Annotated in this window: 12 protein-coding genes, 2 tRNA genes and 1 rRNA gene; 10 read left to right on the top strand and 5 right to left on the bottom strand. The window is 42.5% G+C overall.

Features of this window, described 5'->3' with window-relative positions:
* The first annotated feature begins 2 nt into the window (after nucleotides 1–2).
* From rrf to CTN07_RS17605, 5 genes are all read left to right on the top strand, one after another.
* Nucleotides 3–118 (top strand): 5S ribosomal RNA (rrf, locus tag CTN07_RS17625).
* Between the two features lie 131 nt (nucleotides 119–249).
* Nucleotides 250–326, top strand: a tRNA-Asp gene (locus CTN07_RS17620).
* A 35-nt stretch (nucleotides 327–361) separates the two neighbouring features.
* A tRNA-Trp gene (locus CTN07_RS17615) sits at nucleotides 362–438 on the top strand.
* Nucleotides 439–793: 355 nt separating this feature from the next.
* Entirely contained in the window at nucleotides 794–1,129 is a 336-nt protein-coding gene (locus tag CTN07_RS17610) for a DUF1904 domain-containing protein (RefSeq protein WP_005297988.1), read from the top strand.
* Between the two features lie 130 nt (nucleotides 1,130–1,259).
* A complete protein-coding gene (locus CTN07_RS17605) occupies nucleotides 1,260–2,123 on the top strand; it encodes an endonuclease/exonuclease/phosphatase family protein (RefSeq protein ID WP_005297989.1) in 864 nt (287 codons plus the stop codon).
* Here the strand turns inward: CTN07_RS17605 and CTN07_RS17600 are convergent.
* The 3 genes from CTN07_RS17600 to gloB form a co-directional block, all read right to left on the bottom strand.
* Nucleotides 2,120–2,812, bottom strand: a complete 693-nt coding sequence (locus CTN07_RS17600) for a YIP1 family protein (protein WP_005297990.1) — start codon at nucleotides 2,810–2,812, stop codon at nucleotides 2,120–2,122. The two genes, CTN07_RS17605 and CTN07_RS17600, sit on opposite strands and share 4 nt — an antisense overlap.
* 15 nt (nucleotides 2,813–2,827) lie before the next feature.
* On the bottom strand, nucleotides 2,828–4,378 hold the full coding sequence (locus CTN07_RS17595; protein WP_005297991.1) for a lytic transglycosylase: 1,551 nt from the start codon (nucleotides 4,376–4,378) through the stop codon (nucleotides 2,828–2,830).
* Nucleotides 4,379–4,448: 70 nt separating this feature from the next.
* Nucleotides 4,449–5,207: a hydroxyacylglutathione hydrolase gene (gloB, locus tag CTN07_RS17590; protein WP_005297992.1), complete on the bottom strand. Its 759-nt coding sequence runs from the start codon at nucleotides 5,205–5,207 to the stop codon at nucleotides 4,449–4,451.
* A gap of 41 nt (nucleotides 5,208–5,248) precedes the next feature.
* Between gloB and CTN07_RS17585 the strand changes: the two genes are divergently transcribed.
* Nucleotides 5,249–6,040 carry a class I SAM-dependent methyltransferase gene (locus CTN07_RS17585; RefSeq protein WP_005297993.1) on the top strand — a complete coding sequence of 264 codons (792 nt, stop codon included), beginning with the start codon at nucleotides 5,249–5,251 and terminating at the stop codon, nucleotides 6,038–6,040.
* Here the strand turns inward: CTN07_RS17585 and rnhA are convergent, their stop codons facing one another.
* On the bottom strand, nucleotides 6,041–6,502 hold the full coding sequence (rnhA, locus tag CTN07_RS17580; RefSeq protein WP_036763325.1) for a ribonuclease HI: 462 nt from the start codon (nucleotides 6,500–6,502) through the stop codon (nucleotides 6,041–6,043).
* 51 nt (nucleotides 6,503–6,553) lie between these two features.
* On the opposite strand from rnhA, the gene dnaQ reads away from it, so the two are divergent.
* Both dnaQ and CTN07_RS17570 read left to right on the top strand, forming a co-directional pair.
* Nucleotides 6,554–7,279: a DNA polymerase III subunit epsilon gene (gene dnaQ / locus CTN07_RS17575; RefSeq protein WP_005297995.1), complete on the top strand. Its 726-nt coding sequence runs from the start codon at nucleotides 6,554–6,556 to the stop codon at nucleotides 7,277–7,279.
* Nucleotide 7,280: 1 nt separating this feature from the next.
* Nucleotides 7,281–8,516, top strand: coding sequence for a TIGR03503 family protein (locus tag CTN07_RS17570; protein WP_005297997.1), 1,236 nt, complete (start codon nucleotides 7,281–7,283; stop codon nucleotides 8,514–8,516).
* Nucleotides 8,517–8,544: 28 nt separating this feature from the next.
* On the opposite strand, the gene fadE is transcribed toward CTN07_RS17570, so the two are convergent.
* A complete protein-coding gene (fadE, locus tag CTN07_RS17565) occupies nucleotides 8,545–10,995 on the bottom strand; it encodes an acyl-CoA dehydrogenase FadE (RefSeq protein ID WP_005297999.1) in 2,451 nt (816 codons plus the stop codon).
* Nucleotides 10,996–11,507: 512 nt separating this feature from the next.
* Between fadE and dauA the strand changes: the two genes are divergently transcribed.
* Both dauA and lpcA read left to right on the top strand, forming a co-directional pair.
* On the top strand, nucleotides 11,508–13,229 hold the full coding sequence (gene dauA / locus CTN07_RS17560; protein ID WP_080551707.1) for a C4-dicarboxylic acid transporter DauA: 1,722 nt from the start codon (nucleotides 11,508–11,510) through the stop codon (nucleotides 13,227–13,229).
* Nucleotides 13,230–13,308: 79 nt separating this feature from the next.
* On the top strand, nucleotides 13,309–13,887 hold the full coding sequence (gene lpcA, locus CTN07_RS17555; RefSeq protein WP_005298003.1) for a D-sedoheptulose 7-phosphate isomerase: 579 nt from the start codon (nucleotides 13,309–13,311) through the stop codon (nucleotides 13,885–13,887).
* Nucleotides 13,888–13,918 lie beyond the last annotated feature (31 nt).

The following is a 13,918-nucleotide window of genomic DNA, read 5'->3' as shown; positions in this document are numbered from 1 at the left end:
TGCTTGGCGACCTTAGCGCTGTGGTCCCACCTGAATCCATGCCGAACTCAGAAGTGAAACGCAGCAGCGCCGATGGTAGTGTGGGGTCTCCCCATGTGAGAGTAGGACATCGCCAAGCGCCAAATTTTACTTTTAGCTCTATGCTGAAAGTTACAAAATTAGATATCTATTTGAACTATGGATATCGCATGTGGTGTTATCGCTCTTAGCCATCCATGGCTTCGCGATATTAGAACATCCATGTTCGTCGGAGCGGTAGTTCAGTTGGTTAGAATACCGGCCTGTCACGCCGGGGGTCGCGGGTTCGAGTCCCGTCCGCTCCGCCACTTATTTGAGAGTCGTCTCATTAAATACGAACAACAGGGGTGTAGCTCCAATTGGCAGAGCAGCGGATTCCAAATCCGCGTGTTGGGAGTTCGAATCTCTCCACCCCTGCCATATTTAAGAAGGCTCATATCGAAAGATATGAGCCTTTTTGCTATAGGTGTAAAAATTACCTTAATACTTGTCATTAAAAATAGCATTATGTAGATAATGATTACTGCAGATGTGCTGTTTGATCTTAACTTTCTTTTCGTAATTGACTCTTAATTATCAAGTTTTTTCTAGTTTGGTAATGGCTTATTACTTTCTCTTTCGATTTTTTATCAACGCTCTTTTTACCATCTATTTTGATGGTTATGATGTATAAAGACTGAATCATTTCTGACAATTGATGAATAAAATACTGCACCTAAACAGGGAACAGTGGTATGGTAGTTAGGTTAAATATTCAGAAATTATAGGAGTTAATATGCCTCACCTTCGTTTTCGCGCCATTGACTTTGATACAGTAAAAGCGCTTTCTACTGAGCTTGTTGATGAGTTGCAACCATTAATGGACTGCCCTCGCGAAGACTTTACTCTAGAGCATATTCCAGCTTCTTTTATCTTTGATGGAGACGTTTCTGAAGCTTATCCATTTGTTGAGGTGTTTTGGTTCCATCGAGGTCAAGAGACCCAAGATAGCGTAGCTAAAGCAATCACAGCAGCAGTACGTAAAGCCATGGACGCGCCAGAGCAAGACGTAGCGGTTATATTTACAGCCCTAACGCCTGCCGCTTATTACGATAATGGTGAACATTATTAATTGATAAGTACCAGAGTTTAAAATTTAAAACTGGGAATGAGATACTGTTTCAAACTGTGGAATAGTATGAAGTGTTATGGACAGCCGATTCTAAGAATGGGCTGTTTTTGTTTAAGGGTATAAATAGTATATGGCTCGTTATGCAAAGGTTGTTGCAGGGATCAGCGTGGTTGCTGGTGCTCTGGGCTTTACCGCATTTAATTCCACTTTTGATGTAGCTCCAGAACCTGAAGTGACCAACGAAATCATCGCTCCTAAGTTTTCTTACCACTGTATGGAAGCTCATGGTGTTCAGCCTCTGGATCATGATGGGCAATTGACCGTGTCAGTATGGAATATTTATAAGCAGCAGCGACCAAACTGGCAGCAAGCACTGGATAATATTTCTCAACATAGTGAATTGGTGCTATTACAAGAAGCAACATTAAAGCCTGAGTTAAAACAGTATCTACAAGACAAGCCATGGAAAGTTCGAATGGCTAACGCTTTCCGATTTTTAGATACACCAGCAGGCGTTATGAATTTGTCTAAAGTCGAGGCAATGAAGACTTGTGCTTATCTGGCAATGGAACCTTGGCTACGTTTGCCTAAATCTGCATTATTGTCACAATTTGCGCTGTCTAATGGTCAGACTCTTGCCGTAGTGAACCTACACGGGGTTAACTTTGCAATGGGGCTAGAAGAGTATAAGGCGCAGTTTAAAAGCTTAGCTTCGGCCTTACAAAAGCATGTTGGGCCTGTTATTTTGGCGGGTGACTTTAATACTTGGCGTAAAGGCCGAATGGATGTGGTAAAGCAATTTGCTCATCAATTAGGGCTAAAAGAAGTCCAATTTAGACAAGATCAGAGAATTAAAGTTTTTGGTAAACCGTTAGACCACCTATTCTATCGTGGACTTGTTTTAGAAACAGCAGAGGCACCCAAAACCGATGCCTCTGATCATAATCCAATTATTGCAACGTTTCGTCTAAGAAGCGCTGCAACAGTAGATTAACGGCTAACCAAAATCATAATTGGCCAAATAATAATAGTCATAACCCAAGGTAATAGTGCCACAATCACTGCTTTGGCTCGGTCATAGTCGGTCCAAGCGGTGATTGCTGCATAGGTGAGTGCAATATACCAAGGGGTTAAGAGTGGTATTGTGGTGGCAAATGGTGACCATGGGCTGTTTAGTGGTAACTTAAGTAAACCATTTAAACTGTTTAGATCTGCAGCATTTGGTAGGATATTGTGAGTATTGAATAGAATATTCACATAACTTGCGATATCACCTAAAAATGCTGGCAGCATGATAAAACATGATGCTGCTAACCACTTACCGTATCCATGTGAGTAGGTGCTTGCTTTTGTTGAAAAGTACAACCATAACGCTAATAAAAAAATCATCGCAGTTCGGCCTAGCACATCACTAAACACTTCTCCTGCTAATAAAACTTCTTTTGTCATCCAAGCTTGTTGAATTTCATGGTCAACATTACTGAGTTGGGCTGCCAGCGATTGTTGTAGCCATGGCATATCAACATGATCAAAATAGCCGCCCCATAAAATAAATGGGCCAAAAATAATGATCAAATAAGCAAAAAATGCCCATTTAGGTCGCTCATAAACTGCAGCAAAACAGTCGATAGGAGAGCGAAATAAATCCAATACAGCAATTAATGGATTTTTAGATGGCGTCATGGTGATACTTTTCCCTTAAGCTTTTGTACGTAACTTTAACGTCTGTCCAGGTTTAATGTAGTGGCGTTTACTGATGTTATTCCATTTCATAAGTTCTGAAACGCTGACATCGTGGCGCTGAGCAATAACACTTAAACTGTCTCCAGAACGCACTTTGTATTGTGTCCAACGCACACTGCTCTGTTTCGTAGAGGTGTTAGATACAGAGTGTTTTACCGTTAATTTCTGACCGATACGCAGTGTTGAATTTGCGCTTAAGTTATTCCAACGGCGCAAGTTCGCTACATTTGTATTGTATTTCTTCGCAATATTCCACAGTGACTCACCAGATTTCACGGTATGAGTACGTGAAGATGTATGAGAAGGCGAAACCTTAGGCTTAGAGACTAAACTGGCACCTTTAACGCCGATAGAGAGGTGCTGTCCAATGCGCAATTGAGTCGATTTTAAGTTGTTAGCCCGCTGAATGTCTTTAACCGTGGTGTTGTATTTAACTGCAAGGGCGCCAAGAGTATCTCCGCTTCGAACTGTATGGCGAACAGTGCGTAGGTTTTCACGTTTATTATTGGCTAATGCAACCTTAAAGCTTTTCACTTTATTGATTGGCAATAATAGGTGATATTGACCATTTGGCGCTGTTGCCCACTTATGATATGCCGGGTTGAGATCTTTGAGTTCCTGCGTTGAAATTCCAGCAAAACGAGCAGCTACGGCCAGATCCATTTGAACACCTGGATTGATCTCTTGCAGTACAGGTTTATTGGCTACCGCAGGAATACGAATACCGTACTTTTGTGGATCGCGAAGGATATCTACAACCGCATACAGTTTTGGTACATAAGCACTGGTTTCATCCGGTAGGTCAAGATTCCAATAATCGGTCGATTTACCTAGGCGCTTATTTTTGTCTATGGCATTAAATACCCGACCTTCACCTGTATTGTAAGCTGCAAGAGCGTATTGCCAGTTACCAAACTTGTTATGAAGATACTCTAGTAAGTTTAGAGCCGCTTGAGTTGATTTTACGATATCACGACGCCCGTCATACCATGAGTTAATGGTTAACCCAAAGCGGCGACCTGTATCGGGAATAATCTGCCATAGCCCTGCTGCGGCACTTGATGAATAAGCGTATTGGTCAAACGAACTTTCAACAATAGGAAGAAGCGCAAGTTCTAATGGCATATTGCGTTTTTCGACTTCTTGTGTGATGTAATACAAGAAAGGCTTAGAACGCTCTGCAATAATTTGTAAGTTACGAGGATGCTTTAAGTACCAATTACGGTAGTAACGAATGCGTTTATTCTCTGGGATAGGAGTGTCGATTTGCATTGCGATGCGATCCCACAAATCTTGCTGTTGTTGTGGTGACAGCTGAGGTGTGGTTTTCTTTGGTACTTGATGTGATTGTGTTTCAAATACTGAAGAAGGAGAAGTCGGTACTGTTGTTACCGGCTTCTCAATAATTATGGTCTTTTTTGTCGTTGTGCTTGGGGCATTAACTTGTTGCGTGCTTTGGCAACCAGCCAGTAATAGCGCACTCGCTAATAAAATTCGCGATTTCATAAGGTCTGTCTTTAGCCAAAATAGCTGCTGATAATACTTGCCCAACCACAGTTGTTACAAGTGACCTAGGTCAAAAATCGTCTTTCCAGCTTCTTAGAGCGGTAAAAGTTGCAAGATCTGAGCTATCTGTTGCTTTATCTGCCACCGCTTTTTTAATACTTGGCTGATCACATCGTAAAAATGGATTAACCAATTTCTCTTTACCCAGCGTAGAAGGTAGAGTGCTTTCGCCATTAGCTCGTAGGCGATTCACTTCTTCTCGGTAACGTTGAAGGTGAGGATTATCTTGTTCTGCAACTAAGGCAAAAGCGATGTTGCCTGCGGTATATTCATGGGCACAATAAATTTCGGTTTCATCGGGCAGAGCAGCAATTTTTTGTAAAGAGGCATACATCTCTTCTGGTGTGCCTTCAAATATACGTCCACAACCTGCGGAAAATAACGTATCACCACAAAACAGTTTCTCGTCACCAACATAAGCGACATGGCCATGAGTATGACCTGGTACCGCTAACACCATAAAACGTTCACCAAAGATATCGACCTGATCGCCATCTTCAACCGATTGGGTGAGGCCTGGAATGGGATCGTTTTGAGGGCCAACAACATTAATTGATGGGTAACGACGTTTTAGCTCGCTAATACCGCCACAATGATCATTATGGTGATGAGTAATTAGGATAGCATCTAAAGTGAGTTGTTGTTTTTCGATAGCCTCGATAACTGGTTTGGCATCCCCTGGATCAATAACGATGCAATGTTTCTCTGGACTTTGAAGTAGCCAAATGTAATTGTCCTTAAATGCGGGTATGCTTTGAACCGTTAGCATATTATTGTCTCCAGCCTAGGTTAGGTGTTGAGCATTGACTTATGAAACCAGCACGTACATTAGAACATATCGAGCCACCACATTCTTGGTCTGATGTGACCAACGGGACATGGGTAGCTGAATTGCTTCAGACTCGACTTGATGAGTGGAGTCCCAAGCTTTTTGGTTATCATATGTTAAAGCTGGGTGGCTTAAGTGGTGAAGTTTCTAGCCAGCATTGTAGCATTCAACATCAAGTATGTATTGATAAATGCAGTGATTATCGAACGCTCGTGGCCGACTATTTCCAGTTGCCATTTATTGAAAAGTCGTTTGATGCCTGTATTTTGCTGCATCAGCTAGACTATTGCACCGATCCACATCGATTATTACGAGAAATTGACAGAGTGATGGTCGATGATGGTTATTTAATTTTAAGTGGCAGTAATCCATTAAGTCTGCTTGGCTTTCAAGGTTTATTACCATGGAATCGAAAGAAGAACCCATGGTTAGGGCGGATGTTTTTGCCTGCGAGAGTTCAAGATTGGTTGGCTTTGCTCAATTATGAGGTCATCTATCATGATGATTTTGCTATCTTGCCTTCTGCTCGACATAGTGCGTGTGCAGCATGGCTTGAAAATATGATTGCTGAACCATTGAATGCGTTCGGTAGTTTTTATTTTATGGTAGCTCGAAAGCGAACATGTCCATTGAAGCCGATTAAACCGACCTGGAAATTACGTCGTCATTTGGCACCAATTGGAGTGAATTGTCGAACCCAAGTAAAAGAAATGACGAATGAATTATTACCTCAATCGTCACTTTCATCTGATTCTAAAGAAGCATCAAGCTAACTATTCTTGATAACCAGTATCATCTTGAGTGGGTGCTTCGGCGGCAGAACGTGCTAACTCATCACAGCGCTCATTCTCAGGGTGTCCAGCGTGTCCTTTAACCCAATGCCAACTTACCTGATGGCGTTGGGTTTCTGTATCTAAGCGCTTCCATAAGTCTGCATTTTTTACTGGCTTTTTATCTGCGGTTTTCCAGCCTCGTTTTTTCCAATTATGGATCCATTGGGTAATACCCTGACGAACATATTGGCTATCGGTGGTAAGATCCACCTGACAAGATTGTTTTAAACTTGCCAAACCTTCGATAGCTGCCAATAACTCCATCCGGTTATTCGTGGTACGATAGAAGCCTGCGCTGAGTTCTTTTTCGTGTTGTTTATAGCGTAATACCGCGCCATAGCCTCCTGGACCTGGATTCCCTAAGCAAGAACCATCGGTGAAAATTTCTACCTGTTTCATCATATTTGGTAGTATTAACCTTTAATTAACTGTTTGTCTCACATATTAGCCACTATGAAAGCCACTAACGAACGAATTATTGTTTTCGATACAGAAACCACGGGTATGAATATGTCCGGTCCTCATTATGAAGGGCACCGGATTATTGAAATTGGTGCCGTGGAAATCATTAATCGAAAATTAACGGGAAACACCTTCCACGTATATATTAAACCAGATCGTGCCATTGATCCTGAAGCGATTGAAGTCCATGGTATCACTGATGAGTTCTTAGTGGGTAAACCTACTTACGCTGAGATTCATCAGGAGTTTATGGACTTTATTCAAGGGGCTGAGCTTGTTGCTCATAACGCGCCCTTCGATATCGGTTTTATGGACTATGAGTTTCGTAAACTAGGACTCAAAGATCTTAAGACTGACGAGATGTGTAAGGTTACCGATACCTTAGACATGGCGAAACGTCTGTTCCCGGGTAAACGCAATAACTTAGATATTTTGTGTTCCCGTTATGGCATTGATAACTCACACCGTACTCTCCACGGGGCATTACTCGATGCCGAGATCCTTGCCGACGTTTACTTAATGATGACCGGTGGCCAGACATCGTTGCAATTAAGTTCTGGTGAATCGAGTGCTGCTGGGGCAGAAAATGAAATCCGTCGTTTAACTTCTGGACGAAAAGCGCTAAAGGTTATTCGTGCATCGGCCGATGAAATAGCAGCCCATGAAGATAGATTGGATCTTATTGGTAAAAAAGCGGACGTAATTTGGCGAATATAATATGAGCGTACTTAAGCGGTTATTGCTGTTATTAATATGGATATCCCCATTTTCTTGGGCTCAAGATAGCACAAGCATGAGTTTGCTGGATAATCGCTTTCGTATTGATCAAGATGTGCAATCGGTTTCTTTTATTATTCATCGCCAGAAATCAAGTGAAGCGGCCATCTTAGTGCGTCCTGATGGTCAAAAATACTATGCATGGCGTCATCCCAATAATGTCACTTGGTATCAGCAGCCTGATTTAGATATCGTCTCTATAGAAAAGCCAATGGCTGGTCCATGGCAGGCGTTAGGCAAGATTTCGCCTCATAATAGCATTACGGTATTATCTGATGTTCACCTCAGTGCTCAGCAGTTACCCCAGCGTTTATATCAAGGGGAAACCCTCAAATTTAGTGCGCAACTTTGGCAAGGAAACGAACCTCTACAATTAGCTGCGTATTTATCTCACGTTAAATTAAAAATCAGTTTTACCGATCTAACTTCAAAACCCAAAGATGGGCAGATTCTTCCCGCAATTGTTTTGGCTGAGTTCTTCGATGATGGTCAGAAAAGAGATGAACGGGTAGGAGATGGTATTTTTACCGCCAATCTTAATGTGGATATTCCTCCTGGTCGTTATCAAGCAACGATAGCGACCGAGAATGGGGTATTTTTACGTCAGTTAGAACAAACGGTTTTAGTATATCCAACCCCGTTAACTTACAGCTTTATGGCAGGAGAGACGGTCAAAGACAACAGTGAATTTGTCGCAAAAGTAACAGATGATCAGCTTCAAGCCGGTTCTCTTGCTGGGCATATCGCGGTAAAAGGTCCTAGTGGTAAAGAATATATAGTTCAAGGGACCACTCAGGATGAAGAGAAGCAACTGAACTTGACGTTTCCTGCAATGGATAAGGTTGGGCGTTATCGTTGGTATGGCTGGCTGTACGCAACGGATAATTTTAACCAACGAGAACTCATATTTTCTTTGCCAAAGCGTAGTTTTGCCCTTGCCGCTCAAATGCAACTGACAAAAGATTTGCAACAGCTCAAACAAGAAGAGTTGGTAAAACAGCAGCAAGAGAAAATAAAGCAGCAACAATTGGCTGAAGCAAAACAACGAGATGATGCGTTGTTATGGTTGATTGTTGGTAATAGCGTGATGGTACTTGTGATACTGATTGGTTGGTACGGACTTCGTTGGTGGAAAAAGAAGAGGCAGCACAAATTAGATGATTTAATGCTGCCTTAGTTTCCCTTAATTTTTACGCTATATCGACTTAAGCGGCATTACCCATATTCAATTTAGATGTTGGTTTTGCCGCAAGCTCTTCTGGCTCAAAGTCATCGACATTAATGGTTCGTAAACGACTCTCTTCTGCTTGGCGAAGAACTTGTGCTTCTTGTTCTGAAATAACCTGCTCATCCAATCCCCATTGGGCAATTTTACCTAACTGCATAAAAGGAAGCTTGTGCCCTACATGCTGACAGAGCTTATCGTAAATCGGTTCGGCGGCGAGAATATCCTGAAGAGCTTGTTCAATCATACCGACAGGGTTATTTGGCTGCGCTTCAAGATATTGTCCTCGACCGAGGCGAGAGCGTGTTTCTGATGGGGTTTGTGCAATGCGCGCCAATTGATGATCTAAGGTATCACTTGGCTGGTGGCGGCAACTTCCAAGTGGGAACATTAACCATTTTAATGTGCTTCCAATGATGGCATTTGGAAAGTTAGCCAAAAACTGCAGTAACGCTTGTTCGGTTTGGTATAATGCATCTTGCATCCCCCAATGTACTAATGGCAGATCATGAACTTGTCGGCCTTCATCACTAAAGCGTTTTAGTGTCGCAGAGGCTAAATAAAGTTGACTTAATACATCACCAAGGCGAGCAGAAAGACGTTCTTTACGTTTGAGTGAGCCGCCTAAGACTGCCATAGAAATATCAGCCAGTAGCGCAAGGTTGGCACTGTAACGATTGAGTTGCTGATAATAACGAGCGGTAGGATCTTGGTATGGAGTAGACGATCCTCGGCCATCGGTTAAGCCAAGCCAGAAAGATCGAGTCATATTGGTGATCACAAAACCAATGTGCTTAAACAAGGCTTGATCAAATTGATCGAGTGCTTGTTTTTGATCTGGATTATAAGCTGCTGCCATTTCATCTAATACATAAGGGTGACAGCGAATAGCCCCTTGACCGAATATAATCATAGAGCGGGTAAGAATATTGGCCCCTTCTACGGTAATTGCAATCGGTGCTCCTTGATAACCGCGAGCTAAAAAGTTGCTAGGCCCCATGCAAATACCTTTACCGCCAACAATATCCATCGCATCAATAACACCACGTTGGCTACGATGGGTACAATGGTATTTTACAATGGCAGAGATCACTGCAGGTTTTTGTCCAAGATCGATACCTGTTACGGTGAAAGCGCTCGCAGCATCCATAACATATGCATTACCCACTATACGAGCTAGTGGCTCTTCTATTCCTTCCATTTTACCAATTGGCATTTTGAACTGACGACGAATGCGAGCATAAGCCCCTGTAGCAAGCGCTGCAGTTTTTAAGCCTCCGGTTGAGTTGGAAGGCAGTGTAATTCCTCGGCCAACGGAGAGACACTCAACCAGCATGCGCCAACCTTGTCCTGCCATCTCTTGTCCACCGATGATAAAGCTGAGAGGTACAAAAACTTTGTTGCCTTGAGTTGGACCATTTTGGAAAGGCACATTTAGAGGGAAATGACGACGACCAATGATTACACCATCAAGATCGGTTGGGATCAGAGCACAGGTGATCCCAAGCTCTTCTTGATCGCCCAATAGATGATCTGGATCGTAAAGTTTAAAAGCTAAGCCCAGCACGGTGGCGATAGGGGCTAGGGTGATGTAGCGTTTGTTCCAAGTTAATTCCATACCCAGCACTTCTTCTCCTTGCCATAACCCCGTTTTTATCACACCAAAATCAGGAATAGCTCCAGCATCGGATCCCGCTTCTGGACTGGTTAGCGCAAAACAAGGAATTTCCAATCCTTGAGCAAGGCGAGGTAGGTAATAATCTTTTTGCTCTTCCGTACCATAGTGTTGCAGGAGTTCGCCTGGACCAAGAGAGTTAGGTACGCCGACAGTGGAAGAGAGTACAGCAGAAACCCCAGTTAGTTTTTGTAGTACGAGAGATTGAGCATAAGCGGAAAATTCAAGCCCGCCGTAGCGCTTTTTAATGATCATAGCGAAGAACTTGTGATCTTTTAAATATTGCCATACTTCAGGTGGGAGATCGGCAAGTTCATGAGTGACTTGGTAGTCATTTACCATGCGACAAACTTCATTTACGGGGCCATCAAGAAAGGCTTGTTCTTCTACAGTGAGACTTGGAGCTGGGATATCATGGAGTTTGCGCCAATCAGGCTGACCTTGAAAGAGATCGGCTTCCCACCACACGGTACCTGCATCAATGGCTTCTTTTTCTGTAGAGGACATTTCAGGCATGACTTTTTGAAAAGCGCGCAGAGCAGGGGCTGTCAAATAAGGCTTACGGATTTGCGGTAGATTAAGGGGAAGTGCAATAGCAGCAAAAATGATCCAACTCATTACTCCTGTGATAGACAAAGCCGTCCCTAATACCAGAAGCAATGTAATGGCTGCGGTAAATATCTTTAGGCCAACGCGATGATAAGCCAATATTGCGATAGCCAAGATACACCCTAATAAATACGCGAGCGTGACCATGTTGATTCTCCTTGTCGGGGATAACCAAACTAAACTGGACACCTGATTTATTGTTTCAACTCCACACCAATAAATCGCTTTTCATCCAATGCAATTGTTTCCGCTTTTATTTGGTTATCGCTTTGATGCTTTATTGTAATAAGTTGGGTACATTTTTATTAGGTAAGAGGTCTTACCACTTGTTACAAGTGTAATTCTTTTTTTAATGAAATGTAAAATGATTTTCTCGCATGAAATTTCTTGGTTAATGACCAATTGCGTGAGACGCCTTGAAATCTCTATGGTTGATCAAGATCAGGCACAGACATATTTATTGTTGCGAATTTATGAAATGTGATTAACATAGGGCCCCATTGTGATATAGTTCACGTAATTGCTCTGATGGATTTTTGAGCAATCATGCCGTGGATGGTCGTTATTCATTTGTTGCCTTTCCCGATCTCCGACTGACACATGCCCGCCGGATCCCTCATTCGGGATGACAGCTATTCCTGTTTTTGTATGTACGTAAAGTGCAGGAGTTTGTCGTGTTGTTATTTCAAGCTTTATCTGAAGCCTGGAAGGATGGTTATTCCTTCTCAAAATTTCGTTCTGATATTATTTCAGGTATTACCGTTGGTATCGTAGCGATCCCTCTTGGTATGGCGTTGGCTATTGCGGTTGGGGTTCCTCCTCAGCATGGTCTTTATACCGTAATTATTGCGGGCTTTTTAGCTGCATTATTAGGTGGTTCTCGCTTTAATATTACTGGGCCAACGGCGGCTTTTGTGGTTATCTTATTACCGATTACACAAAAGTATGGCTTAACAGGCTTGATGGTTGCGACCATGATGTCGGGTATTATTCTGTTACTAATGGGGGTCTTTCGTTTAGGCCAATTAGTAAAATATGTACCTTATCCAGTAACAACCGGTTTTACCGCGGGTGTGGGTTTTGTTATTGCTTTTCTGCAGCTTAAAGATTTACTAGGACTACATGTATTAACCAGTCCAATTCATTTTCCAGAAAAAGTAATGGCATATGTCGATGCACTACCATCTATTAACTATGCTGATGCTGCGGTAGGTTTGGTAACTATCTTTACCTTTATTGGTTGGGCTAAGTTGAAAAACCGCATTCCACCACATGTAGTGGCTTTGGTTGTGGGTACAGTGTTAGCGCTTGTTATCAATAAATTTGGTCCTGTACATGTTAGCCTTTTAGGTGAGAAATTCAGTTACCATATTGGCGACTTAGTAGGCCATGGTATTCCTCAGGTGTTACCTCAGTTTGTACCATTATGGCAACACGATGGTCTTAATTGGTCGTTAATTGTTGAGCTATTACCTGCAGCTTTCACTATCGCAATGCTAGGCAGTATTGAGTCATTATTGTGTGCGGTTGTTGCTGACGGTATGACCAGTACTAAGCACAACCCTAATGCGGAATTAGTTGGTCAAGGTTTGGCGAATATGATCGTGCCGTTCTTTGGTGGTATTCCAGCAACAGCAGCAATTGCACGTACAGCGACCAATATTCGTGCCGGTGCATTCTCTCCAATCTCTGCAATCGTACACTCACTCTTTGTACTTGCGGCAATGATCGCGCTAGCACCAGTGCTCTCTTATGTACCTATGTGTGCACTAGCTGGTTTGCTAATTATGGTGGCTTGGAACATGTCTGAAGCCCCTCACTTTGTTCACACATTAAAAGTTGCCCCTCGTCGTGATGTTGCGGTTCTATTAACCTGCTTCATTTTGACTGTTGTAGTTGATATGGTTGTCGCTGTAGTTGTGGGTCTATTGCTAGCTGGTCTGCTATTTATTCAGCGTATTGCAAGTTTGACTACGGTTACCGTGGTTCAAGATAAGCAAGAGCATTTAGATTTTGGCCCCGATGTAGTGGTGTACGATATTAATGGCCCACTATTTTTTGCAGCCAGTGAGCGTGCATTCTCTGCAATTGAGCACTCAACTATTGACACTCGTGCCGTGGTATTAGATTTTAGTGATGTTACTACGATTGATATTACTGCGATTCATGCTTTTGAAGCAGCATTGGATCGTCTAAGTGATTTCCCTGTGTGTTTACTTGGTGTTGCTCCTCATGTTGAGAAGAAATTACGTAATGCAGGTATATTCAATGCTCAAAATGTCCGCGTGTTCTCATCAACTGAGGCACTGCGTAGTCATTTAACCTTGAGCCATGAAAATAACTCTGCAGATAAGTCGACACTTTCTCCAGTTTCTATGTAAACTGCACAGATAATCAAAAAACAAGCGGGTAATATACCCGCTTGTTTTTTATCTATTAACTATAAAGTGAGAAAGACTTATGTATCAGGATTTGATTCGAGCTGAACTGACTGAGGCTGCAGAGGTTCTTAATCGTTTTCTTAGCGATGATAAAAACCTTGCTGATATTGAAGCGGCCGCAAAATTACTGGCTGAGTCTTTTAAGCAAGGCGGTAAAGTTTTATCGTGCGGTAATGGTGGCTCTCACTGTGATGCAATGCATTTTGCGGAAGAGCTGACAGGTCGCTATCGTGATAATCGCCCTGGTTATGCTGGTATTGCGATTTCAGACCCAAGCCATTTATCGTGTGTAAGTAATGACTTCGGTTATGAGTACGTATTTTCGCGCTATCTTGAAGCGGTCGGTCGTGAAGGCGATGTTCTCTTTGGCCTATCTACTTCTGGTAATTCTGGCAATATTCTTAAAGCCATTGAAGCTGCTCGTGCAAAAGACATGAAGGTGATTGCTTTAACGGGTAAAGATGGCGGTCAAATGGCTGGACTGGCTGATGTGGAAATTCGGGTTCCTCATTTTGGTTATGCAGACCGCATTCAAGAAGTGCATATTAAGATTATCCATATCCTTATTATGTTAGTTGAAAAAGAGATGGCTAAGTAAGCTCGTTATTTCTTCGTTAAGCCAAAGGGCA

Source organism: Photobacterium damselae (genome assembly GCF_003026815.1).
GTDB classification, from domain to species: Bacteria; Pseudomonadota; Gammaproteobacteria; order Enterobacterales; family Vibrionaceae; genus Photobacterium; species Photobacterium damselae.
This window is presented reverse-complemented; position numbering and strand designations above follow the sequence as displayed.